The sequence below is a fragment of the Micromonospora sp. HNM0581 genome, assembly GCF_012726175.1.
GTDB lineage: Bacteria > Actinomycetota > Actinomycetes > Mycobacteriales > Micromonosporaceae > Micromonospora.
On the sequence record NZ_JAASAD010000016.1, the window covers coordinates 68850 to 91580 of the forward strand.

The 22731-nt window shown below is 69.6% G+C and carries 20 protein-coding genes; 6 read left to right on the top strand and 14 right to left on the bottom strand.

Annotation, left to right across the window (positions count from 1 at the left end; all coding sequences use genetic code 11):
- Positions 1-47 precede the first annotated feature (47 nt).
- On the bottom strand, positions 48-989 hold the full coding sequence (locus HCA58_RS18460) for a hypothetical protein (RefSeq protein ID WP_169599089.1): 942 nt from the start codon (positions 987-989) through the stop codon (positions 48-50).
- A 301-nt stretch (positions 990-1290) separates the two neighbouring features.
- Between HCA58_RS18460 and HCA58_RS18465 the strand changes: the two genes are divergently transcribed.
- A complete protein-coding gene (locus HCA58_RS18465; protein WP_169599090.1) occupies positions 1291-2709 on the top strand; it encodes a sensor domain-containing diguanylate cyclase in 1419 nt (472 codons plus the stop codon).
- A gap of 22 nt (positions 2710-2731) precedes the next feature.
- Here the strand turns inward: HCA58_RS18465 and HCA58_RS18470 are convergent, their stop codons facing one another.
- Together HCA58_RS18470 and HCA58_RS18475 are read right to left on the bottom strand one after the other, a co-directional pair.
- Positions 2732-3784, bottom strand: a complete 1053-nt coding sequence (locus HCA58_RS18470) for an aspartate-semialdehyde dehydrogenase (protein ID WP_169599091.1) — start codon at positions 3782-3784, stop codon at positions 2732-2734.
- A gap of 5 nt (positions 3785-3789) precedes the next feature.
- Positions 3790-5055, bottom strand: a complete 1266-nt coding sequence (locus HCA58_RS18475; protein WP_169599092.1) for an aspartate kinase — start codon at positions 5053-5055, stop codon at positions 3790-3792.
- A 223-nt stretch (positions 5056-5278) separates the two neighbouring features.
- Between HCA58_RS18475 and HCA58_RS18480 the strand changes: the two genes are divergently transcribed.
- The 3 genes from HCA58_RS18480 to leuA all read left to right on the top strand — a co-directional run bounded on the left by HCA58_RS18480 (position 5279) and on the right by leuA (position 8725).
- On the top strand, positions 5279-6097 hold the full coding sequence (locus HCA58_RS18480) for a hypothetical protein (protein WP_346776037.1): 819 nt from the start codon (positions 5279-5281) through the stop codon (positions 6095-6097).
- An 84-nt stretch (positions 6098-6181) separates the two neighbouring features.
- Positions 6182-6730: a nitroreductase family protein gene (locus tag HCA58_RS18485; RefSeq protein ID WP_169599093.1), complete on the top strand. Its 549-nt coding sequence runs from the start codon at positions 6182-6184 to the stop codon at positions 6728-6730.
- Between the two features lie 237 nt (positions 6731-6967).
- The gene (leuA, locus tag HCA58_RS18490) at positions 6968-8725 is read left to right on the top strand and encodes a 2-isopropylmalate synthase (RefSeq protein ID WP_169599094.1); all 1758 of its coding nucleotides are present in this window, start codon (positions 6968-6970) and stop codon (positions 8723-8725) included.
- 46 nt (positions 8726-8771) lie between these two features.
- On the opposite strand, the gene HCA58_RS18495 is transcribed toward leuA, so the two are convergent.
- Positions 8772-10244 (bottom strand): MFS transporter, encoded by a 1473-nt coding sequence (locus tag HCA58_RS18495; protein WP_169599095.1) that lies wholly within the window; start codon positions 10242-10244, stop codon positions 8772-8774.
- A gap of 159 nt (positions 10245-10403) precedes the next feature.
- Between HCA58_RS18495 and HCA58_RS18500 the strand changes: the two genes are divergently transcribed.
- The gene (locus HCA58_RS18500; RefSeq protein ID WP_346776040.1) at positions 10404-11012 is read left to right on the top strand and encodes an HNH endonuclease family protein; all 609 of its coding nucleotides are present in this window, start codon (positions 10404-10406) and stop codon (positions 11010-11012) included.
- Positions 10994-11446, top strand: a complete 453-nt coding sequence (locus HCA58_RS18505) for a hypothetical protein (protein ID WP_205809000.1) — start codon at positions 10994-10996, stop codon at positions 11444-11446. The genes HCA58_RS18500 and HCA58_RS18505 overlap by 19 nt, the downstream gene beginning before the upstream one ends.
- A 112-nt stretch (positions 11447-11558) precedes the next feature.
- On the opposite strand, the gene HCA58_RS18510 is transcribed toward HCA58_RS18505, so the two are convergent.
- The 10 genes from HCA58_RS18510 to HCA58_RS18555 all read right to left on the bottom strand — a co-directional run bounded on the left by HCA58_RS18510 (position 11559) and on the right by HCA58_RS18555 (position 22610).
- Complete coding sequence (locus HCA58_RS18510; protein WP_169599098.1) at positions 11559-12662, bottom strand: oligopeptide/dipeptide ABC transporter ATP-binding protein; 1104 nt, start codon at positions 12660-12662, stop codon at positions 11559-11561.
- Positions 12659-13774, bottom strand: a complete 1116-nt coding sequence (locus tag HCA58_RS18515; RefSeq protein WP_169599099.1) for an ABC transporter ATP-binding protein — start codon at positions 13772-13774, stop codon at positions 12659-12661. The genes HCA58_RS18510 and HCA58_RS18515 overlap by 4 nt, the downstream gene beginning before the upstream one ends.
- 63 nt (positions 13775-13837) lie before the next feature.
- Positions 13838-14806 (bottom strand): ABC transporter permease, encoded by a 969-nt coding sequence (locus HCA58_RS18520; RefSeq protein ID WP_169599100.1) that lies wholly within the window; start codon positions 14804-14806, stop codon positions 13838-13840.
- The gene (locus tag HCA58_RS18525) at positions 14803-15807 is read right to left on the bottom strand and encodes an ABC transporter permease (protein ID WP_169599101.1); all 1005 of its coding nucleotides are present in this window, start codon (positions 15805-15807) and stop codon (positions 14803-14805) included. The genes HCA58_RS18520 and HCA58_RS18525 overlap by 4 nt, the downstream gene beginning before the upstream one ends.
- Positions 15808-15883: 76 nt before the next feature.
- The gene (locus HCA58_RS18530) at positions 15884-17545 is read right to left on the bottom strand and encodes an ABC transporter substrate-binding protein (RefSeq protein WP_169599102.1); all 1662 of its coding nucleotides are present in this window, start codon (positions 17543-17545) and stop codon (positions 15884-15886) included.
- 260 nt (positions 17546-17805) lie between these two features.
- Positions 17806-18243, bottom strand: coding sequence for a hypothetical protein (locus HCA58_RS18535; RefSeq protein ID WP_169599103.1), 438 nt, complete (start codon positions 18241-18243; stop codon positions 17806-17808).
- Positions 18244-18312: 69 nt separating this feature from the next.
- A complete protein-coding gene (locus HCA58_RS18540; RefSeq protein WP_169599104.1) occupies positions 18313-18579 on the bottom strand; it encodes a hypothetical protein in 267 nt (88 codons plus the stop codon).
- 127 nt (positions 18580-18706) lie between these two features.
- Positions 18707-19300 (bottom strand): recombination mediator RecR, encoded by a 594-nt coding sequence (gene recR, locus HCA58_RS18545; RefSeq protein WP_164450030.1) that lies wholly within the window; start codon positions 19298-19300, stop codon positions 18707-18709.
- An 8-nt stretch (positions 19301-19308) separates the two neighbouring features.
- Complete coding sequence (locus HCA58_RS18550; protein WP_205809048.1) at positions 19309-19617, bottom strand: YbaB/EbfC family nucleoid-associated protein; 309 nt, start codon at positions 19615-19617, stop codon at positions 19309-19311.
- 182 nt (positions 19618-19799) lie between these two features.
- Entirely contained in the window at positions 19800-22610 is a 2811-nt protein-coding gene (locus tag HCA58_RS18555; RefSeq protein ID WP_169599106.1) for a DNA polymerase III subunit gamma and tau, read from the bottom strand.
- Positions 22611-22731: the final 121 nt, after the last annotated feature.

Consider the following 22731-nt stretch of genomic DNA (forward strand, 5'->3'; position numbering starts at 1 on the left):
CGGAGACCCCTCACGTTCGTCCTACCTCAGAACGGGCACGCCGCGCCTCACTCGGTGCTACGCCTGCGCAGGATCAGCGTTGCGGCACCCCCGATGGTCACCATGGCGGCGCCGACGCCGAACAGCCACCACAGCTGCGTCGGCTCGCTACCGGTGACCGGGAGGGTGGGGACGGGGCTGACCGTCGGTGGTTGGGTCGGTGCGACCGTGGGTGACGTGGTCGGGGTCACCGTTGGCGTCGGCGTCGGTGTCACCGTCGGCGTCGGCGTCGGCGACGGGCCGAGCGGACGCTCACAGGTGGCTTCGGCGAGGATGACGGTGCCGACCGGGATGTCGAGCAGCGGCCCACCGATGATGGTGCCGGTCAGCCGGAGGGTCGCCTGCACGGCGATGGCCACGGCACCGGCATCGGTGACGGATTCGACCCTGGTCAGGGTAGCGCTGAGGGAAGCGTCGAGTAGACCGGGAACGGCGACTGCGGCACTCGCGGTGATGCCGGGGGTGTTCGGCAGCAGATCGATCGGTGTGCTGAACAGTTCCAGCCCCACGAGGGTGGTGTCGGCTGTCTGTGCTCCGACCTGCGGGCAGGTGACCGCCGCGGTGATCACGTCGGCGTCGATGACGGGGGTGTCGAGGACAGTCAGGGCCAGGTTGGCGATGTCGGCGTTGGCCGATGATGCGGTCTCGCCTCGTGTGGCACTCACCTCGACGACCGTGCCCGAGGCTGTCACCCCCAGAGCGCCGGGGAGGGTGATCGCCAGAGCGGTGTCGGTGTCGGTACCACCGCCGGGCGGTGCGGTGACGCTACCGATGACCGCGTCGGCGGTGATAACCGGCACGCCGGCCACGGTTGCGGACAGGTCGACCACGACACCACGAGCGCTGGCATCCCCGGGCGCGGCAAGCACCGGGGTCGCGCTCGACAACGCGACGGCACCCACGGCGATCGCTATCGCTCCGGTGGCGGAAATTCGCCGGATTACACTCACGTTTTCGCCTCTACTCGATCAGACCTTCCCGACCGTCGGGAAGGCAGACCGACTTTAACCACGAAGACCCCTATATTAGTCCAAAACGGACAATATGCATTCCTTTCATTAACATGGTGCCGTCCCTCGACCGGAAGCACCCACCCTCGCCACCACGGCACGACCGCCACCCACAGGCCACGTCCGCACCCCGCGGATAGCACATGCGTACGATCTCAGCTTCCTCCCAGGCCCGCGTGAGTACGCTTGATCCGCGACCCGGCGCCACCGGGGAACGGCTCCCACCTGGAACGACGTGCGAGTGGATCATCAGAGTGTCATCCGTGACGTCACGGTCCGCCTGCCCATGGCGTCGACCGTCGCCGAGGTCTGCGAAACGGCCGTCGACGCCCTCGCCCGGTACACCCCTGCCACCATCGCCGTCCTGCTGCACCTGCACGGTCGGCTCCGCTGCGTCGCCGCCACCGGGGCCTGGCAGGTATTCGCCACCGTCGCGCCCGACGCCGGGGTCGTCGGGCGGGTCTACACCAATGGGCGTTGCGCCGTCGTCCCTGATGTCGACGCCGACGCCGCACACATCCCGGTACGCCCCGACGTGACCGCGGAGGTGTGCGTACCGGTCGTTAGTCCGGCGGGCCGGACCATCGGCGTACTCGACCTGCAATGGACCGAAACAGCCGACCTCGCCACCTGGCGGCTGGTCGCCGAGCGGATCGCCGCCCGCCTCGGCGCCCGGATCTCGGCACTCGGCGGGCCGACGGAGAGCCGCAGCGAAAAACTACTACGACACGTCTCGGCAATGACCGTCGCCAGCACCGCGTGGGAACTCATGACGGCCGCGATCGCTGCGGCCCGGGACGTGTCGACCCTCGCCGCCGCCGTCCTGCTCCTCGGTGGCCGGGGCGGCCCACGACTCGGTGCACCGACGGCCACCCCCGGTGAACTGGAGACCCGGATGCGCGCCGAGCTGGACGAGTTGGCCGCCCCGGCGATCGGGCGGATCATAGAGCGGGCCCACCGCTACGGCGCCGGCTACACCCTCGGCGAATCCGGTCATCCACCGACCGACGAGCATCAACCGCTGGTCCGGATCGGCGTCGGCACGTTGGTGGCGGTGCCCTTCGGCCCGCCGGAACGAGGTGGGGTGCTGCTGGTAGCCGACGGGCGACTGCTGCGGCCGGACCCGACCACCGTCAACCTGCTGGAACTGCTGGCCGGGCAGGCATGGAGCTGCCTGGAGCGGCTACGCGCCCTGGAACGACTGCGTGAGCAGGCCAGCTCCGACCCGCTCACCGGACTGCGGCACACCGGCCCGTTCGGGCAGCGGATCGCCACCGTGACGCCGGGCCGCACCGCCCTGCTGGCGATCGACGTGGACGACTTCAAGACCGTCAACGACACGTACGGCCATCAGGCGGGCGACCGGGTACTGATCGGCCTCGCCCGGGCCCTGGAGGGCGAACTGCGCCAGGGCGACGAGTTGTACCGGACCGGCGGAGACGAGTTCGTCGCGGTGATCGAGGTGAGTCGCCCCGACGAGGCGGTACGCGTCGCCGAGCGGCTCACCGAGGCGGCTCGCCGGGTAGGTCGTACGATCAGCGTCGGCGTGGCACTTCCTCGCCCCGGCGAGTCGCCCGAGCTCGCCCTGCGCCGCGCCGACCAGGCCCTCTACGCCGTGAAACGACAGGGCCGCGACGGCGTCCATCTCTCCGCCGCCTGACCCCACCCGCAGCGGCCAGCGGCTAGAGGTCCTGGGCGAGGTGTTCGGCGATCTGGGCGATGTTGAGGGCAGCGCCCTTGCGGAGGTTGTCGCCGGTGACGAAGAAGTCGAGGGCCCGAGGGTCGTCCACGGCACGGCGGATCCGACCGACCCAGGACGGGTCGGTGCCGACCGCGTCGATCGGCATCGGGAACTCACCGGCCGCCGGATCGTCGACGACTATCACTCCGGGCGCGTTGCGTAGCACGCTACGGGCCCCCTCGGCGTCGATCTCGGTGGCGAAGACGGCGTGCACCGCGACCGAGTGGCCGGTGACCACTGGTACCCGCACACAGGTGGCGGAGACCTTCAGGTCGCGCAACCCGAGGATCTTACGCGACTCGTTGCGCATCGTCATTTCCTCGGACGACCAGCCACCGTCGGCAAGTGCACCCGCCCAGGGGACCACGTTGAGCGCCAGGGGCGCGGGGAACGGGCCGAGATCGTCGCCGACCGCCTGCCGCACGTCGCCGGTACGCGAGCCGAGCAGCCGGTCACCGGCCACTTTGGCCAACTGGTCGTGTAGTGCGTCGACACCGATTCGACCGGTCCCTGAAACCGCCTGGTACGACGCGAGTACCAGTTCTCGCAGGCCGTATTCACGGTGCAGCGGAGCGACCGCGACGATCATCGCGAGAGTGGTGCAGTTGGCGTTGGCGACGATGCCCCGGGGCCGGTTGCGCAACTGCTCCGGATTGATCTCGGGCACCACCAGCGGTACCTCGGGATCCATCCGGAAGGCTCCCGAGTTGTCCACCACGACGGCACCACGGCCCACGGCGATGGGTGCCCAGTGCGTGGCGACCTCGTCCGGCACGTCGAACATCGCCACGTCGACGCCGTCGAGCGTTTCCTCGGTGAGGAGCCGGACGGTCACTTCCTCGCCCCGGCAGCGGACCTTGCGCCCGGCGGAGCGTTCGGAGGCGAGGAGCCGGATTTCGCCCCAGACGTTGCGTCGCCCGGTGAGCAGCTCACACATCACGGTGCCGACCGCCCCCGTGGCCCCGACCACGGCCAGGGTGGGCAGCCCAGCCACCCGGGCTACCGCCCCGTCCCCGCGTACACCACGGCTTCGGTGTCGCCGCCGAGGTCGAAAGCCTCGTGGATGGCTCGGACCGCCGCGTCGAGGTCGGTGTCCCGGCAGACAACCGAGACACGGATCTCCGAGGTGGAGATCATCTCGATGTTCACTCCGGCTTGACCGAGCGCGGCGAAGAAGCCGGCGGCCACGCCGGGGTGCGAGCGCATCCCGGCGCCGATCAGGGAGACCTTGCCGACGTGGTCGTCGTAGAGCAGGCCCTTGAAGTTGAGGGTTTCCTGAATCTTGCTCAGGGCAGCCATCGCGGTGGGGCCGTCGGCCTTGGGCAGGGTGAAGGAGATGTCCGTACGACCGGTGCCCTCGGTGGAGACGTTCTGCACGATCATGTCGATGTTGATTTCGGCGCCCGCGACGGTGTCGAAGATGCTCGCGGCGGCACCGGGCTCGTCGGGCACCCCGACAATCGTGATCTTTGCCTCGCTGCGGTCGTGAGCGACCCCGGTGATCAGTGCCTGCTCCACAGGGAGTTCCTCCATCGATCCGGTGACCATCGTGCCGGTGTTTGTCGAGTATGACGAGCGGACATGGATCGGCAGCCCGGCCCGCCGGGCGTATTCCACGCTACGTAGGTGCAGCACCTTGGCGCCGCAGGCGGCCAGTTCCAGCATCTCCTCGTAGGTGATCTGCCGGATGTGCCGGGCGTTGGGCACGATCCGTGGATCCGCGGTGAACACCCCGTCGACGTCGGTGTAGATCTCGCAGACGTCCGCGCGCAGCGCTGCCGCCAGCGCCACGGCGGTGGTGTCGGAGCCGCCCCGCCCGAGGGTGGTGACGTCCTTGGTGTCCTGTGAGACGCCCTGGAAACCGGCGACGATGACGACCGATCCCTCGTCGAGTGCACCCTTGAGCCGGCCCGGGGTGACGTCGATGATCCGGGCCCGGCCGTGCACCGACGTGGTAATCACGCCGGCCTGGGAGCCGGTGAACGAGCGGGCTTCGTACCCCAGGTTGTGAATCGCCATGGCGAGCAGTGCCATGGAGATCCGTTCACCGGCGGTGAGGAGCATGTCCAGCTCCCGACCGGGCGGCAACGGGCTCACCTGGTTGGCCAGGTCGAGCAGCTCGTCGGTGGTGTCACCCATCGCGGAGACCACCACGACCACGTCGTCACCGCCCTTGCGGGCCGCGACGATGCGCTCGGCCACCCGCTTGATCCGCTCGGCGTTGGCGACGGAGGACCCGCCGTACTTCTGCACCACGAGTGCCACGACGGTGCACTCCCTCCCGGTTGCCCTGAGCGTGCCGACGCCGCCGGCACCGGGGCCGGCGGCGCGGGTCGGACGACATCAGGGTATCGGGCCGCTCTGACCGCCGGGTCAGGTGATCCCACGATCCGGCCTCCGGACACGACACGGGTCGCCTGCGACACGCCGAAGAAGCCGGCCGGTGCGGGGCTGTCCCGGACACCTGTCGAACGCCCAGAATGATCGGGTGCCCGCCGCCCACCATCCGAACCGTCACCTGACCGTCGCGCTGGCGCTCGTCGTGCCCGCCTCCCTTGCCGCCTGCTCGCCCGACCCGCCCACCGAACCCGCGCCGACGCCGACCGCCGTGCCTCGTCCAGCTGGTCCGGGTGCGGCCCGCGACGAACTGGCCGCCCTCGCGGCTGCTGCCCAGGACCGGCACCTGATCGCCCGTTATCGGCTGCGGGCGGACGGTGCCACCGACCGTCTGATCGTGTTCACCAGCGCAAACGACGGCAGTTGGCGGGTGGACGTGCCGGGCGGCGCCCTCGGCGGCACCGTCGACATCACCCTGGTCGCCGTCGCGGCCGGGCTGTACCAGTGCGCGTTACCTTCGGCTGTCCGGCCGGAGCCGGCAGTCTGCGTACGCCTCGGTGAGCCTGACGACACGCTGCCGCGCCGCCTTGATCCCCGGGTGCAACACCCGTTCACCGACTGGCTCGATGTGCTCACCGACCGGCGCGCCCCGTTGTCTGTGTCGCCGGCCATGGCACCTCCCGAGGCGACCGGCACCTGCTACTCGGTGGAGACGACGGCGGCGTCGATCAATCCGCCGTTGGACGTCGGCATCTACTGTTTCGACGCCGACGGCACGCCGACCGGGGTACGGGTGGCCTTCGGCACGCTGACTCTGGCCGCCCCACCCGAGCCGGCCCCCGGCACGGTGCAGCTTCCCGGTCCCGTGGTGGAGGGTGAGCCGCTGGGTTTGGCGGCGCCGGCCGTGGACCCGACGGCACTCGCTGACCTGGAGTCGACCGGTTCGGACGTGTCCGCAGGAACGCCATGACGTTTCGTCCGTTACGGGTGTCTTTTCCCACATTCAGGCATCCCCCACGCTAGCTCGAAACGCCCATACGGGACGCTTCGTGTCATGGCCGACCTCACTCCGCTGCTCGCCTTCCGCTGGAGCCCCCACTCGTTCGACCCGATCGCGGAAGTGACCTCGGCCGAGGTGACGACCCTGCTGGAGGCGGCACGATGGGCACCGTCGGTCGACAACCGGCAACCCTGGCGATTCGCCGTCGGGCACCGTGAGGAGGAGACCTTCAAGCACATCCTGGTCAACCTGCCGGCGAGCGAACAGCGGTGGGCCGGGCGAGCCAGCGTTCTGCTGCTCGCCGCTGAACACACCACCGACAACCCGTTCGCTACGTACGACCTGGGTCAGGCGGTGGCTCACCTGACTGTGCAGGCCACCGCACTGGGTCTGCACGTACGCCAGGTGACGGAGTTCGACCGCCGCGGCCTGATCACCGACCTCGATCTGCCCAGCGACGTCCGACCATACGTGGTCACGGCGATCGGGCAGCTCGGCGATCCGTTCAGCCTCCCGGCCGACCTGTTGCGCCATGAGACTTCGCTGCGGCATCGCCAGCCCTTGGGCGAACTGGTCATGAGCTGTGCAAACAGTCCATCGTAAAGCTGGCGACACAGACGCTGTCCCAAATCCCGGACGAGCCTTCCCAGACCTGACACCCACCACGTAGGGTCGGTTCGTCATGTGGCGGGCGCACCTTCTCCTTGGTCGCCGCGACGAGGCCTGACGGCCGGCACCTCGTCGCGGAGTCGAACCGCGCCGCCAGCAGTTCCGGACACTTCCTCGGCCTCACCGCCGACCTCCACAGCTGACGTCACATGACCACGGGAGAAGTTCGCCATGGCTCACTCAGCCGGCACCACCGACATCGACTCCGATCCGATCGCCAGGCAGCGTCCCAGCCGGATGCCTTACACCAGATACCAGCCGTACCGACAGCAGTTCCGCATCGACCTGCCGGACCGGGCCTGGCCCACCCGGCACGTCGAGGTCGCACCACGCTGGTGCGCGGTCGACCTGCGCGACGGCAACCAGGCACTGATCGACCCGATGTCACCCGAGCGCAAACGCCGGATGTTCCAGCTCCTGGTGCAGATGGGCTACAAGGAGATCGAGGTCGGTTTCCCGTCGGCCAGTCAGACCGACTTCGACTTCGTCCGGCAGCTGATCGAGCAGGATCTGATCCCCGAGGACGTCACCATCCAGGTGCTGACCCAGTGCCGGGAACATCTGATCGACCGCACCTTCGAGTCGCTGCGCGGTGCCCGCCGGGCGATCGTGCACTTCTACAACTCGACCTCGACGTTGCAGCGACGGGTGGTCTTCGGGCTGGACCGGGACGGCATCACCGACATCGCCACCAGCGGCGCCCGGCTCTGCCAGAAGTACGCCGAGATCCACACCCCGGACACCGAGATCTTCTACGAGTACTCCCCCGAGTCCTACACCGGCACCGAGCTGGAGTACGCGCTGGAGGTGTGCACGAAGGTCATCGAGGTGGTCGACCCCACCCCGGACCGCAAGCTCATCATCAACCTGCCGGCCACGGTGGAGATGGCCACGCCGAACGTGTACGCCGACTCGATCGAGTGGATGCACCGGAACCTGCCCCGGCGCGACAGCCTGGTCCTGAGCCTGCACCCGCACAACGACCGGGGTACCGGGGTGGCCGCCGCCGAGCTGGGTCTACTGGCCGGCGCCGACCGGATCGAGGGCTGCCTGTTCGGCAACGGTGAACGCACCGGCAACGTCGACCTGGTGACGCTGGGGCTGAACCTCTTCTCCCAGGGCATCGACCCGATGATCGACTTCTCGGACATCGACGAGATCAAACGGGCCGTCGAGTACTGCAACCAGCTACCCGTACACGAGCGCCACCCGTACGCCGGTGACCTGGTCTACACCGCTTTCTCCGGCTCCCACCAGGACGCCATCAATAAGGGGTTCACCGCGCTGGAAGCCGACGCGGCAGGGGCCGGACTGCCGGTCGACGAGTTCACCTGGGCGGTGCCGTACCTGCCGATCGACCCGAAGGACCTCGGTCGCAGCTACGAGGCGGTGATCCGGGTCAACTCGCAGTCCGGCAAGGGCGGCGTGGCGTACATCATGAAGACCGAACATCAGCTCGACCTGCCCCGTCGGCTCCAGATCGAGTTCTCCGGCGTGGTGCAGCAGGTGACCGACCACGACGGCGGCGAGGTCGCCCCGGCCACCATGTGGCAGATCTTCGCCGGGCAGTACCTGCTCGACCACCAGCGCGACCCGGCGGTGGCACTGTCGGACTACGTGATCGGCACCGCCGACGGCAAGGTCGAGATCACCGCACGGATCCGCACCGGAGGGAAGTCCCGCTCGATCACCGCCATCGGCAACGGCCCGATCGACGCGTACGTCAACGCGCTGGGCACGACCGGGGTGCGCGTACGCGTGCTCGACTACCACGAGCACGCCCTCTCCTCCGGTGGGGACGCGCAGGCTGCCGCGTACGTCGAATGCGAAGTGCACGGGCACACGGTGTGGGGCGTCGGCATGGACGCCAACATCGTCACCGCCTCCATCAAGGCGGTCACCAGCGCCGTCAACCGCGCCACCCCCTGAGGCGGGAGGAAGGGCACCTTGCTGGTAGGTGCCCTTCCTCACACAGCTACTTCGGTGTGGAGACCGGCATCGAGTGGCAGGGCTGAGCCGGCGGGGGACGGCGGGCCGGTCGGTGGACCAGCAGGGCGGCGATGAGTGCTCCGGCCAGCAGCAGACCCGCGCACCAGAGCAGCGCGCCACGGTAGGCAGCGGTGAGTTCGTCGGGTTGTTCGTACCCGGCGCCGGTCAGCCCGACCAGCAACGGTAGGGCGGCCACCGCCAGCAGCCCGCCGACCCGCGAGGCCGCATTGTTGAATCCGCTGGCCACTCCCGCGAAACGGTCGTCGACGGCGGCCAGCACCGAGGCGGTCAACGGTGCCACGACCAGGGTCAGCCCGGCTCCGAAGATCGCCACCCCGGGCAGCACCTGCTGCCAGTACGACGCCCCGGGTGCGATCTCGCGCAGCATCAGCAGCCCGACGGCGGCCAGCACCGGCCCGACGGTGAGCGGCAACCGGGGACCGATCCTCGTCGACAGTGCACCGGTCAGCGGTGAGCCGACCAGCAGCAGCAGGGTCATCGGCAGCAAGGCGAGGCCGGTGAGCAGGGCCGACCAGCCGATCACGTTCTGCAGGTACACGGCGACGAAGAAGGTGAACCCGCCGAGGGCGGCGTAGACCAGCACGGTGAAGAAGTTCAGCACCGAGAACAACCGGCTGCGGAACAGGCCGGTGGGTAGCATCGCGGTCTCCCCACGGCGCCGCTCCAGGACCACGAACGCCACCGCGGCGACGACCCCGGTCAGGACCGCCGTCACCACCGCCGGCGAGTTCAGACCTCGACCCGGCGCGTCGACCAGGGCGTACGTGACACCGGCCAGGGCTGTGGCTCCGAGCAGGGAACCGGCGATGTCGAACTGGCGGGTGGCCCGCTGCCGGACCACGTTCTCGTCCCGGCTCTCGGGAACCCAGCGCAGCGTCGCCGCCACGACGAGCACCGCCAGCGGCACGTTCAGAAAGAAGATCCACCGCCAGGAGAGAGCGTCGATCAGCCAACCGCCGACGAACGGTCCGAGGGCGGTGGAGACACCGGAGAGCCCCGACCACGCGCCGATCGTCTTCGCCCGGTCGTCGGGATGGAAGCTGGCCTGGAGCAACGCCAACGAGCCCGGGGTGAGCAGGGCACCCCCGGCCCCCTGAAGGAAGCGCGCAGCCACCAGCCAGTCGGTACGCAGCGCGAGCCCGCACAGCACGGAAGCGGCGGTGAACCACACCACGCCGAGCAGGAACACCCGCCGACGTCCGAAGCGGTCGCCGAGCGCCCCACCGAGCAGGACGAACGCGGCGAGGGTCAACAGGTAGCCGTTGATGGTCCACTGGAGACCGGCCACCGACGCGCCGAGGTCGGCACCGAGGCGGGGCAGTGCCACGTTGACCACGGTGCTGTCCAGGAAGACCATGCCGGAGGCCAGCACGGCGGCGGCCAGGGTTCCCCGGCCGGCGCCGCTGCGCAGGCGGAGGAAGGCAGTGGATTCAGGCATGGGTACCAATCTGCCGTGCACCATCTGTCAGACACCACGAAACGCCGAAACCCTGGCCGGGTACTGTGCGGGATCGCCGGAAGCCCGCAAGCTGGAGAGGTGTCGTCTGTGCGTACCAGATCAGGATGGCGTGCCCTGGGGGCGCTCGCGCTCGCCACGGTGCTGACCACCGGCGCGGCGGGTTGTGTTCCGCTGGAGGAGGAGCCGGTCACGCCGCCGAGCGGCGGCGGCAACATCATCCAGATGCTCTCCGAGCTGACCGTCGCCGAGGCGGGGTCGATGCGCGGCTACAGCCGCGACCGCTTCTCGCACTGGCGCAAGACCGGCCAGAACTGCGACGTCCGCGACACCGTGCTGGAGCGTGACGGGAAGGACATCGAGCACTCCGGCTGCAACGTGGTCGGCGGGCGGTGGGACAGCGTGTACGACGGCCGCACCTTCACCGATCCGTCCGACGTGGACATCGACCACATGGTGCCTCTCGCCAACGCCTGGCGCTCCGGTGCCGACGACTGGGACGACTCCAAGCGGAGCGATTTCGCCAACGACCTCGACCGGCCGCAGCTCTTCGCGGTTTCCGCGTCGTCGAATCGGGCAAAGGGTGACCAGGACCCGTCGCAGTGGAAACCGCCGAACCGGTCGTACTGGTGCCAGTACGCCGGGGATTGGGTGGCGGTGAAGCACCACTGGCAGCTGACGGTGACAAGTGCCGAGCAGGCCGAGCTGACCGACATGTTGGAGGGCTGCACATGGGAGAGCAAGCCATGACCGGCGCCGACGGTGCACCGCCGCTCGAACACTCGTCGGAATCCGACAGTGGGGACGCCACGGCGCCCACCAGCGGCCAACCGCCCGGCCCGGCCACGGCCGGCATGACTGCTGACGGCGCCTCGGCAGACGCGGTGGAGGTGCCGGGCGCCGGGATGACCGCCGACGCGGGCGGTGCCGCTGGCCGGCAGAGTCGCACCTCCGACATCGTGCCGGGACCGGGCGGGGTGATGACCGACGAGGTGGGCGTGGTGACCGGCGAGTTGACCCTGCGTACCGACTTCGCCGACGGGCGGGTCAGCCTGCACGTGCAGTACAAGGACGCCGACGAGTGGTATGCGGTGACCGGCGGGGATGCGCCGCTGACCGACCCTGCCGGCCTGGACGCGGTGCACGACATCGCCGCCGGCCTGCTGAACCGTCCCGAAGGCTGATCGCGGTACCGGCAGCGGCGCCGCGATTCGACGGTGTGTGGTGTTGGGAAGGGCCCCTTCCTGTTCCGCAGACAGCGCTGGAAAGAGGCCCTTCCTTCGCTGGGCGCACCGATCAGACGAAGGAGCCGGGCTCGGTGGGGGCGGAGACGATCGAGGGTTCCTCACCCTCGCCCGCCGGTTGGGTGATCTTCACATCCACCTTGTGCGCACGTAGTTCACCGTTGGCGATCTGCTCGGCCCAGTGGCAGGCGACCCGGCTACCGCCGATCTCGCGTAGTTGCGGTCGCTCGTCGGCGCAGCGGGTCGGCTGTGCCCACGGGCACCGGGTGTGGAAGCGGCAACCTGACGGCGGGTCAGCTGGGGACGGCAGGTCACCGGCGATGAGGATTCTTTCCCGGCGGTCCTCCACGTCCGGGTCGGGCACCGGCACCGCCGACATCAGCGCCCGGGTGTACGGGTGCAGCGGTTCGGTGTAGAGGCGGTCACTCGGCGCTTCCTCGACCAGTGCACCCAGATACATGACGCCGACGGTGTCGGAGATGTGTCGGACCACCGCCAGGTCGTGTGCGATCACCAGGTAGGTCAGACCGAGGTTGTCCTGCAGTTCGTCGAGCAGGTTGACCACCTGGGCCTGGATCGACACGTCGAGCGCGGAGACCGGCTCGTCGGCGACGATGAGTTCCGGCCCCAGCACCAGCGCCCGGGCGATGCCGATGCGTTGCCGTTGGCCGCCGGAGAACTCGTGCGGATAGCGGGACAGCGCCCAACGCGGTAGTCCGACCTGGTCCAACGTCTCAGCGATGATCTTGCGTCGGCCGTCGCGGTCACCGCCGATACCGTGCGCCTGCAGACCCTCGGTGAGGATGGACTCGACGTTCTGTCGAGGATCGAGGCTGGACATCGGATCTTGGAAGATCATCTGCATCCGGCGGCGCATCGCCCGCAGCTTGCTCGGTGCCAGCGTGGTCAGCTCGACTCCGTCGAAGCTGACCGCACCGGCAGTGGGTGGGGTCAGCTGGAGCAGCGCCCTCCCGAGCGTCGATTTTCCACAACCAGACTCGCCCACCAGGCCGTACGTCCGGCCCCGCGCGATGCTCAGGTCGACGCCGTCGACCGCCTTCACGTGACCGACCGTGCGGTCGAACAGCACCCCCCGTTTGATCGGGAAGTGCACCTTCAGGTCCCGTACCTCGACGAGCACGTCCTCCCCGGTCACGGCGTCTCCTCCTCGCTCGGTGCGGCGGCCAGGCCCGGCACGGCCGGCGGATCGCCCGGCACCGCCTGCGCGGGCGCCGAACCCGGCACTGCCTGTCCCGGTGCCGCCGCCCGAACCTCCTCGCCGGGTGTCAGGCCCGCTACGGGAGCCGGGTCGACACACCGGTAGCTGCGACCGTCGTGGGTCAGCACCAGCTCCGGTGGCTCGCCGACGCAGGCGTCCACCCGGCGGTCGCAACGCGGGGCGAAGGCGCAGCCGTCCGGCCAGGGCAGCAGGTCACGGACCGAGCCCGGGATCGGGTTCAGCCGTTCGCCGCGCCCCGCGTCCAGGCGCGGCACCGAGCCGAGCAACCCCACGGTGTACGGGTGCCGGGGCTGGCGGAACAGCGGACGCCGCCGCGCGGTCTCCACCACCCGACCGCCGTAGAGCACGTTGATGGTGTCGCACATGCCGGCCACCACACCAAGGTCGTGCGTGATCATCACCAGCGCGGTGCCGGAGTCCCGGACCAGATCCTTCAGCAGTTCCAGGATCTGCGCCTGGATGGTGACGTCCAGGGCGGTGGTCGGCTCGTCGGCGATGAGCAGCCGGGGCTGGCAGGCCACCGCCATGGCGATCAGAGCACGCTGGCGCATCCCGCCAGAGAGCTGGTGGGGGTACTCCTTCAGCCGCCGCTTCGGGTCGGGGATGCCGACCCGGTCCAGCAGTTGCGCCGCCTCCCTCGCCGCCTTTTCGCCCCGCATCCCGCGGTGCCGGGTCAGCACCTCGGTCACCTGGAGACCGATCGGCACGACCGGATTCAGCGACGACAGCGGATCCTGAAAGATCATTGCCACGTCCCGACCCCGGATGTCCCGCCGCGACCGGTCGTCCAGTTGGAGCAGGTCGGTGCCGTCGAAGACGGCCCTGCCGCCCACCTGAAGGCCGGGCTGTCTGGGCAGCAGACCCATGATCGCCAGTGAGGTCACCGACTTGCCGCAGCCGGACTCACCGACCAGACCGACCACCTCGCCCGCGTCGACGGAGAAGGAGACCCCGTCAACGGCCCGTACCGCCCGCTGACCACGCCGGGCGAAGGTGACTGACAACTCTTCGACATCAAGCAGTGCCATGCCGCACCGCCCTTTCGTTCACGGCCACGGAAGTCGCGTACACACGTCTCATGCCCGGCGCACCTACTTCCGCAGCTTCGGGTCGAGTGCCTCACGCATCGCCTCACCGAGCAGGGTGAACCCCAGCGCGGTGATGATGATGGCGACCGCCGGATAGATGGCCAGCGCGGGCCGGATGCCCAGCCACTGCTGCGCGTCGGCGAGCATCACCCCCCACTCGGGGATGGCCGAGTCCGGATTGCCGAGCCCGAGGAAGGACAGCGCCGCCGCCTCGATGATCGCGGTGGCCAGGGTCAGCGTCGCCTGGACGATGACCGGAGCGAGCGAGTTGGGCAGCACGTGGGTCAGGGCGATCTTCGACTTGCGTACGCCCAGCGAGGTGGCGGCCAACACGTAGTCGCTGTTGGACTGGGCGATCATCGAGCCGCGCAGGAGCCGGGCGAAGACCGGCACCGACACCATCCCGACCGCGATCATCACCGTGGTGAGGCTCGGTCCGAGCAGCGCGGCGATACTCACCGCCAGCAGCAGACTCGGCAACGCCAGCAGCATGTCGATGAAACGCATCAGGGCGCCGTCCACCCAACGACCCCAACGCCCGCCGAGACCCGCGGCGGCACCGGCGACACCACCGATCAGCGCGCCCACAGCAAGACCGATCATGGTGGCGACCACGCCGACCAGCAGGGTCTGTCGCGCCCCGACGATCATCCGGCTGAAGACGTCCCGGCCCTGGTGGTCGTAGCCGAGCCAGTGCTCGGCCGAGTGGCCCGGGATCAGGCCCTGCCCCACCCGGACCACGCCCTCACGGATACCCATGGTGTCCGTCGGCGAGTACGGCACGAGGAACGGGCCGACGATCGCGACCAGGACGAAGACTGCCAGGATCACCGCCCCGACGACGGCGGCCGGGTTGCGCCGCAGCCGTCGGAAGGCGTCCTGCCAGAGGCTCACCCCGCGCTCGTCCTCGCGGGCGGACAGTTCGGCGAGCCGGTCGATCTTCTCGCGCTTCTTTCCGCCGACGGTCGTCATCGGACCCTCACCCTCGGGTCGATCAGGCTGTAGGAGAGGTCCACGATCAGGTTCACCAACACGTAGACCACGGCGATGATCATGATGAAGCCCATCAGCACCGGATAGTCGCGCTGGTTGATCGCGTCGGCGAGGAAGGCACCGATCCCGCTGAAGGCGAATACCGTCTCGGTGAGCACCGCCCCCGAGAGCAGGCCACCGGTGAGCAGACCGATCGAGGTGGCAACCGGAAGCATCGCGTTGCGCAGCACGTGCCGGCGGCGGACCACGTTCTCGGTCAGCCCCTTGGCCTCGGCGGTACGCACGAAGTCCTCGTTCAGCACTTCGAGCACACTGGCGCGGGTGATCCGCACGATGATTGCCAGCGGGATGCTCGCCAGGGCCATTCCCGGCAGCACGAGATGCATGAGCGCGTCGGCGGCGGCGTCCCACTCCCGGGTCATCAGCCCGTCGAGGACGAAGAAGTTGGTGATTCGGGTCGCGCCGATCGTCGGATCCTGCCGGCCACTCGAAGGGAACCAGCCGAGGTTTTCCGAGAAGACCGCCTTGAGGATGTACGCCAGGAAGAAGACCGGGATGCAGATGCCGATCAGCGACCCGCCGACGGAGGCGTGGTCGAGGAACCTGCCGCGTCGGCGGGCGGCCAGGTAGCCCAGTGGAATACCGATGCCGATGGCGATCACCATCGCGGTGACGGTCAGCTCGACGGTGCCGGGAAAGCGCTGCAGGAACTCCGTCGTCACCTCGCGCTTCGTCGAGATGGACGTGCCAAGGTCGAGGCGGACCATCCGCCGGACGAATCGGCCGTACTGGATCAGGATCGGCTCGTCGAGCCCAAGATTGCGGCGGATCGCGGCGCGCATCTCGGGCGTTCCCCGCTCGCCGAGAATGGCGGTCTCGGGGCCTCCGGGCAGTCGCCGGAGCCAGATGAACAACAGGATGGAGAGCCCGAACAGCGTGGGTATCAACTGAAGCAGGCGTCTGACGATGAACCGGAACACGGCGGCCTCGGAAGGGGGCAGGGATCACGGGCGGGCGCTGTGGGTCACAGCGCCCGCCCGTGGTCGGTGCGTCAGGTCAGGACTTGAACTCCGCGGCGGCGAACCGCTCGTCGGTGAGCGGGCTCGCCTTGACCCCGGTCACGTCCTTGCCGAACACGATGGCCGGCGGCGAGTGCGAGATCGGCACACCGGGCAGGAGGTTCATGATGTCGGCGTTCAGCTCCTTGTAGAGCGCCATCCGGGCCGCCTGGTCCGGAGTGGAGTCCGCCTGCTTGAACTTCTCGAACAGGGCGGGGTCGTTGAAGCCCCACTCGTCCTTCTGCCGGTCGAAGAACGTACCGATGAAGTTGTAGCCGTCGCCGTAGTCGCCGGTCCACCCGAGGAAGTGCAGGTCGTGTGCGTTACCCGAGGTGGTGGCGTTCAGGTAGTCCGGGCTCCACTTCAGCGGGATCGGCTCGACCTTGATGCCGGCCGCCTGGAGGTCCGCCGAGACCAGCTCGAACAGGTCCTTCGGGTTCGGCATGTACGGCCGGGTGACCTCGGTCGGGTAGTGGAACCGCAGGGTCAGGTCCGAGGCGCCGGCCTCGGCCAGCAGCGACTTGGCCTTCTCGACGTCGTACTCGTACTTGGTGACGTCGCCGTTCCAGCCCTCGACGGTGTCGGGGAAGAAGTTCACCGCGACCTGGGCGCCCGGGGGCAGCTTCGAGTCGACCAGTGCCTGCCGGTTCACGGCGTGGGCGAGCGCCTGCCGGACCTTCAGGTCCGCCAGCTTCGGGTTCCCCTTCTGGTTGATGGCCAGGTAGAGGATGTTGAAGGCGGGCCGGGTCAGGACGTTGAAGCCCTCGTCCTTGAGCGGCTCGACGTCGGCCGGGCCGACCAGGTCGTAGCCCTGGATGCCGCCGGAGCGCAGCTCCTGCTTACGGGCGTTCTCGTCCGAAATGGTCTTGAAAATGAGGCTCTTCAGCTTGGCCTTGTCGCCCCAGTAGTCCTCGTTGCGCTCCAGGGTCAGCGTCTTGTTCGCGATGTCCCAGGTCTTGAACTTGAACGGGCCGGTACCGGTCGGGTGCTCGGTGGCGTAGGCCGGATACGTGATGTCGTCAGCGCTGCCCGAGACGTTGCTGGCGTCGTACTCCTGGAGCGCCTTCGGGCTGTGCATGGCGAAGGACGGCAGCATCAGGGCGGCCGGGATCTTGCTGGAGACCCGGCTGAAGGTCAGTGCGACCGTCGACGGGTCGGTGGCGGAGCAGGACTTGAACAGGCTCTCACCGAGGGTGTCGTCCTCGTTGGCGGCGAAGCCGCCCATGACGTCCTGCCAGTACGCGGTCACGTCCGGGCTCTGCATCAGGCCCTTGGCGTTGTACCAGCGGTCAAAGTTGACGCAGACGGCCTCGGCGTTGAAGTCGGTGCCGTCGTGGAACTTCACACCGGAACGCAGCTTGAACGTCCACGTGGTGCCTGCCGCGTCCGGCTCCCAGGACTCGGCGAGGCCCGGGCTGACCTTGGTGCCGCCCTCTTCCGGCCGGACCAGCGTCTCGAACACCTGGCGGGCCACACGCAGCGACTCGCCGTCGCTGGCGAAGCTCGGATCGAGCACCTTCGGGTCTCCGGCGACGCCGAAGACCAGGGTGTCGTTGCTACTACCGCCGGAATCCTCGCGGTCGCTCTCGGCACAGCCTGCTACCGCGAGGGCCGCGGCCGCCACGGCCGCGATAGCGACCTTCGGCCTGGATGCACGCATGGTGCTTCACCTCGTCCTTGGGGGTACGGACAACGTGGTGACAGGGTCACCGATGGCCGGAACACTAGCTCCCGTTCGGACCGGCGGGAAACGGCGCGGGAAGCTCTTGGTACCGGATCGTGTCCTTAGCGCCTGGCCCCGGTGACGTGGACCAGCGGGCTCGCGGACAAAACCCCCAATAACCCCAAACAATCGATACCATTCTGTTACATCGATTGAGCGGATCACCAGCAGTGTGTCATACCGTCGTCCGAAACCGGTCATGGTGGCGGCGGGGTTGGGCACGAGGGCAGACGTGCCAGATCGAAGTCGGCATCCGGGGTGCCCAGTGCCCGGAAATCAAGCCGATGGCAAAGTTGCAACAGTCCGACCGGCCATGGGCCGTAGGGCTCGGTCGACTCGACGACAAGCGACAGTTCCGGCTCCCGATGGATCTGCCAGACCTCCACCCCCTGCTCGTCGGCCAGGGTGCGCAACCGGTCGTCGGACCCCCTGGCCCCGGCGGCGACCACCGCCTCGGCGTAGCTGCCGGCCCGTCGGTCGAGTTCCGCCGCAGCCGCCGTCTCGCCGCGGTCGTTCGCCTCGCGGTGCTGGCGCATCTTTCCCGCGACACACCACCAGCCGGCCAGCACGGCAAGCACCAGCAGGGCGGCCAGCACCGACGGCGCCCAGGGCCGGTCGTCCCGTTGCTGCCGCACCTCGACCTCCCTCATGCCGCAGGAAACCGGTGGGGCCGGCCGCTGACGACCGACCCCACCCGACCCGTGTCAGTTGTAGCCGACGGCGGGCAGTCGAGCGGTCACCGCATTGGCGTACGTCACGTTGCCGGTGTCCTTCGGGTGGAACGAGGCGCGGCTGATGCAGGTGTTCAGCCCGCCCGTGATCCGATCCGGTGCGAGCGGTGCCGCCTGCGGCGGACGGGGCGGCCCGGGATCAGGATCTGGAGTGGACGGCGCGGCTGACGCCGCGGTGCCGGACGGCACCAGCGGAACAAGGACCACCAATGCCAGCAACGAGACAAGGGCACGACGCACAACGACCTCCGTGAATCCGCACGCGGAGGCCCAGATTCACAGAGGTCACCATCAGCGGATCATCGCCGCGCCACCGGCACGCCACGCCGACCCGCGCCACCCCACGACCCGCCGCTCGGCGGATCCGTCACACGGCGCGGCGGCCCTCGAAGGCCCGGCCCAGGGTGATCTCGTCGGCGTACTCCAGGTCGCCGCCCACCGGCAACCCGCTGGCCAGCCGGGTCACCGCGATCCCCATCGGCTTCACCATCAACGCCAGATAGGTGGCGGTCGCCTCGCCCTCGGTATTGGGGTCGGTGGCCAGGATCAGCTCCCGCACAGCGCCGCCGCCGAGACGGGTCATCAGCTCGCGGATGCGCAGATTGTCCGGCCCGATGCCCTCCAGCGGATTGATCGCCCCGCCGAGCACGTGGTACCGGCCGCGGAACTCACCGGTCCGCTCGATCGCCACCACGTCCTTCGGTTCCTCGACCACGCAGATCACCTCGTCGGTGCGGCGCGGGTCGCGGCAGATCCGGCACGTGTCGGACTCGGCCACGTTGTAGCAACTGGTGCAGAACCGCACCAGCTCCTTGACCTTGCGCAGCGCGCCGGCCAGCCGGTTGACGTCGGCCGGGTCGGCGGACAGCACGTGGAAGGCGATCCGCTGGGCACTCTTGGGCCCCACGCCGGGCAGCCGGCCCAGCTCGTCGATCAGATCCTGGATGGCGCCCTCGTACATCTGCGGGCTCAGAACCCGGGCAGGCCGAAGCCGCCCATCCCACCCGCGACCGGGCCCATCTTCTGCTCGGTCAGCGCACGGGCCGCCTCGCTGGCGTTGTGCAGCGCGGCGACGACCAGATCCTCGAGCGTCTCCACGTCGTCCGGGTCGACAGCCTTAGGGTCGATCTTGATGGTCTTGACCTCGCCGGAACCGGCGACGACAGCGGTCACCAACCCGCCGCCGGCCGTGCCGGTCACCTCGGCCTCGGCCAGCTCCGCCTGCGCCTTGGCGATCTGCTGCTGCATCTTCTGCGCCTGCTTCAGCATCTGCTGCATGTTCGGCTGTCCACCAGGCCGCACGATGACTCCCTCAACTCGCCCGTTCTGCCGCGCCCACCCTAGCGCCCCACACCGACCCGCACCGCGCGCCGCACCCTGCCCCTTCCCCGGCCTGCCGCTGCCGCACTTCGGTCGTCCCGACGGCACGTCCGACGGCGTCCGATAGGGCACGAAGGGGGTCAGTCGCCGATCTTCTCGACGTTACCGAAGGCCTCACGAAGCAGGCGAACGGCCTGCTGCTCACTTGACTCACGGGCGGTCTTCTCGTCGATGATCTCGTCGAGTGGCTCGTCGCCGGGATCAAAACCCTCGTAGGCGGGAACAGCCGCCGGTCGGGCGCCGCCGGAACGTCCCACACCGCCACGCACCGGGCCGTCGAAATCCGGGTCGTACGGCGGCTCGCCGGCAAACTCCGCATCCGCGGTCGGCCGCGACGCGTTGGCGGTTCGGACACCTCGCCCGGCGGCTGCCGCCCGGGCCGCCGCGATCGCGCTGCTCACCGGAGCACCACCACCATTGGGCGCGGCCCGGCGCGGTGCGGGAGCCGCTCCAGAGCCACCCGGGCCGCCGGGCGCATGGAACTCCGCCACAGCCGTATCCGGTTTGCCACGCGAACCGGTTCCGCCCGGCGCGAATGATGGTGCGCCGCTACCCGTGATCGCACCACGGTCCGCCTCGGGACCTGCCGTACCGGACCCGTTCGTGGACGTACCGGACCCGTTCGTGGTTGCCGGGCCGGTCGTAGCTGCCCGGGAGATGTCCGCGGTGCCCGCCCTGGCTCCGGCGGACGAAAGTGACCCCGGGCCGACATGATCGACGACACCGCCGCCCGGGCGGGCCGCCTCGGGCCAGTCGTCGTCGGACGGGTCGCCGGAGACGGACGGGATCGGGGCGGCCCGCCCGGGGCGGGCAGGCTCCGGCCAGTCGTCACCCTCCTCGGCCGAGCCATCCGACCGAGACGCGGAAGATTCAGCGGAGCGAGCCTGGGCGGCTCTTGTTACCGGCGGCCCGGCGGCGACCGCCGCCGGAGCGGAAGCCAGGCCGGAAGCGGCCGTGCTGCGGGATGGCGGGGGCCCAGCCGCACCACGTTCACCCGCCACCTCGCAGCGGATCTGCCAACGACCGTCCAACTCCTCGTAGAGCGCGTCGGTGAGCACCTGCGCGTGATCGGACATCATTCGTGCCAGCACCGCCGACTTCACGGTCAGCACGAGAGTGTCCCCGTCGAGGTCTCGGACGACCGCGTCCCGCATCAGCGCGGCGATCCGCTTGTTGCTCCGGTTCACCTTGCCGACCACCTCCGGCCAGACACGACGCACCGCGACCGCGTCAAGCGTGCCGGGGCTCACCGCACCGGGGCGGGGTGGCTCCGGTGTCGCCGAATCGGGCATGACCGCCGACGCCGGCACCGGCCGCCCACCACCTGCCATCGCACCGTCCGGCCCCGGACCGGCGGTCGAGGTCGCTTCGGCACGGTCGGCGTTTCGGGTACTGCCGTCGTCGGTGGACACGGTGCCGTCGGTGGACACGGTGCCGTCGGTGGACACGGTGCCGTCGGTGGACACGGTGCCGTCGGTGGACACGGTGCCGTCGGCTGGAGCCGTGGCGGCAGCCGGCGCGGCAGCGCCGGTCCCGGCCCGATTCATGGCGGCAGCCGGCGCGGCAGCGCCGGTCCCGGCCCGATTCATGGCGGCAGCCGGCGCGGCAGCGCCGGTCCCGGCCCGATTCGCGGCGGCAGCCGCGGGCGCGGCGGGCGGCTGGGTGCGTACCGCCGGGGGTGTGGTGGCGGGCGCGGAGCCGGCAGCGGGCGACGGCGCGTCGGTGCTGGCGAGGGTGAGCCGGCGCTCCATCCGTTCGAGGCGTTGGAGCAGGCCGCCTGTGCCGTCGTCGACGCCGGGCAGCAGCATCCGGGCGCAGATCAGTTCGAGCAGCAGCCGGGGTGCGGTGGTGCCGCGCATCTCCACCAGGCCGTCGTGCACGATGTCGGCGCACCGGGACAGGGTGCCCGGCCCGAGCTGCTGCGCCTGGGCAGCCATCCGCTCTATCTGGTCGTCCGGTCCGTCGATGAGACCCTTGGCCACCGCGTCGGGCACCTGCTGGAGCACGATCAGGTCGCGGAGCCGTTCCAGCAGGTCGGAAGCGAACCGGCGGGGGTCGTGCCCGGCCTCGGCGACCCGGTCGACGGTGGCGTACGCGGCGGCGCCGTCACCGGCGGCGAGGGCGTCGCACATCTCGTCGATCAGTGCCGCGTCGGTCACCCCGAGCAGCGCGGCGGCCCGGGCGTAGGTCACCCCGTCGGGGCCGGCACCGGCGATGAGCTGGTCGAGTACGGAGAGGCTGTCCCGGGCGCTGCCGCCACCGGCCCGCACCACGAGCGGGAACACCGCCGGCTCGACCTGCACCCCCTCGACTTCGGTCAGCTGCTCAAGGTACGGCCGGAGCACCTTCGGCGGGATCAGTCGGAACGGGTAGTGGTGGGTCCGCGACTTGATGGTGCCGAGGACCTTCTCCGGCTCGGTGGTGGCGAAGATGAACTTGACGTACTCCGGCGGCTCCTCGACCAGCTTGAGCAGGGCGTTGAAGCCGGCCGACGAGACCATGTGCGCCTCGTCGATGACATAGATCTTGAAGCGGCTGTTGGCCGGTGCGAAGAACGCCTTCTCCCGCAGCTCACGGGCGTCGTCCACACCACCGTGGCTGGCCGCGTCGATCTCGATGACGTCAATCGAGCCGGCCCCGTCGCCGGCCAGCGAACGGCAGGAGTCGCAGGTGCCGCAGGGCTCCGGGGTGGGCCCGTGCTCGCAGTTGAGCGAGCGGGCCAGGATGCGGGCGCTGGAGGTCTTGCCGCAGCCGCGCGGGCCGGAGAAGAGGTAGGCGTGGTTGAGCCGCCCGCTGCGCAGCGCCTGCGACAGCGGCTCGGTGACGTGCTCCTGCCCGATGACCTCGGCGAAGGTACGCGGCCGGTACTTGCGGTAGAGCGCCAGTGCCACGGCGTCCCGCCTCCTCTCGACCGAGCCATTCTGCGCCGACCTCACCCGCCTGACCACCCACCCCGCCGGGTCGCCCCGGCCGGTCCGCCCGGCTTGCGGCATGTCGCGCCGCGGCAGGTCG

Bases quoted from the DNA above. Each gene is read 5' to 3' on its own strand.
- HCA58_RS18485 (WP_169599093.1), top strand. From the start codon at position 6,182: ATGGCCGACCTCACTCCGCTGCTCGCCTTCCGCTGGAGCCCCCACTCG.
- leuA (WP_169599094.1), top strand. From the start codon at position 6,968: ATGGCTCACTCAGCCGGCACCACCGACATCGACTCCGATCCGATCGCC.
- HCA58_RS18495 (WP_169599095.1), bottom strand. From the start codon at position 10,244: ATGCCTGAATCCACTGCCTTCCTCCGCCTGCGCAGCGGCGCCGGCCGG.
- HCA58_RS18505 (WP_205809000.1), top strand. From the start codon at position 10,994: ATGGGAGAGCAAGCCATGACCGGCGCCGACGGTGCACCGCCGCTCGAA.
- HCA58_RS18515 (WP_169599099.1), bottom strand. From the start codon at position 13,774: ATGGCACTGCTTGATGTCGAAGAGTTGTCAGTCACCTTCGCCCGGCGT.
- HCA58_RS18520 (WP_169599100.1), bottom strand. From the start codon at position 14,806: ATGACGACCGTCGGCGGAAAGAAGCGCGAGAAGATCGACCGGCTCGCC.
- HCA58_RS18530 (WP_169599102.1), bottom strand. From the start codon at position 17,545: ATGCGTGCATCCAGGCCGAAGGTCGCTATCGCGGCCGTGGCGGCCGCG.
- recR (WP_164450030.1), bottom strand. From the start codon at position 19,300: ATGTACGAGGGCGCCATCCAGGATCTGATCGACGAGCTGGGCCGGCTG.
- HCA58_RS18550 (WP_205809048.1), bottom strand. From the start codon at position 19,617: ATGCAGCAGATGCTGAAGCAGGCGCAGAAGATGCAGCAGCAGATCGCC.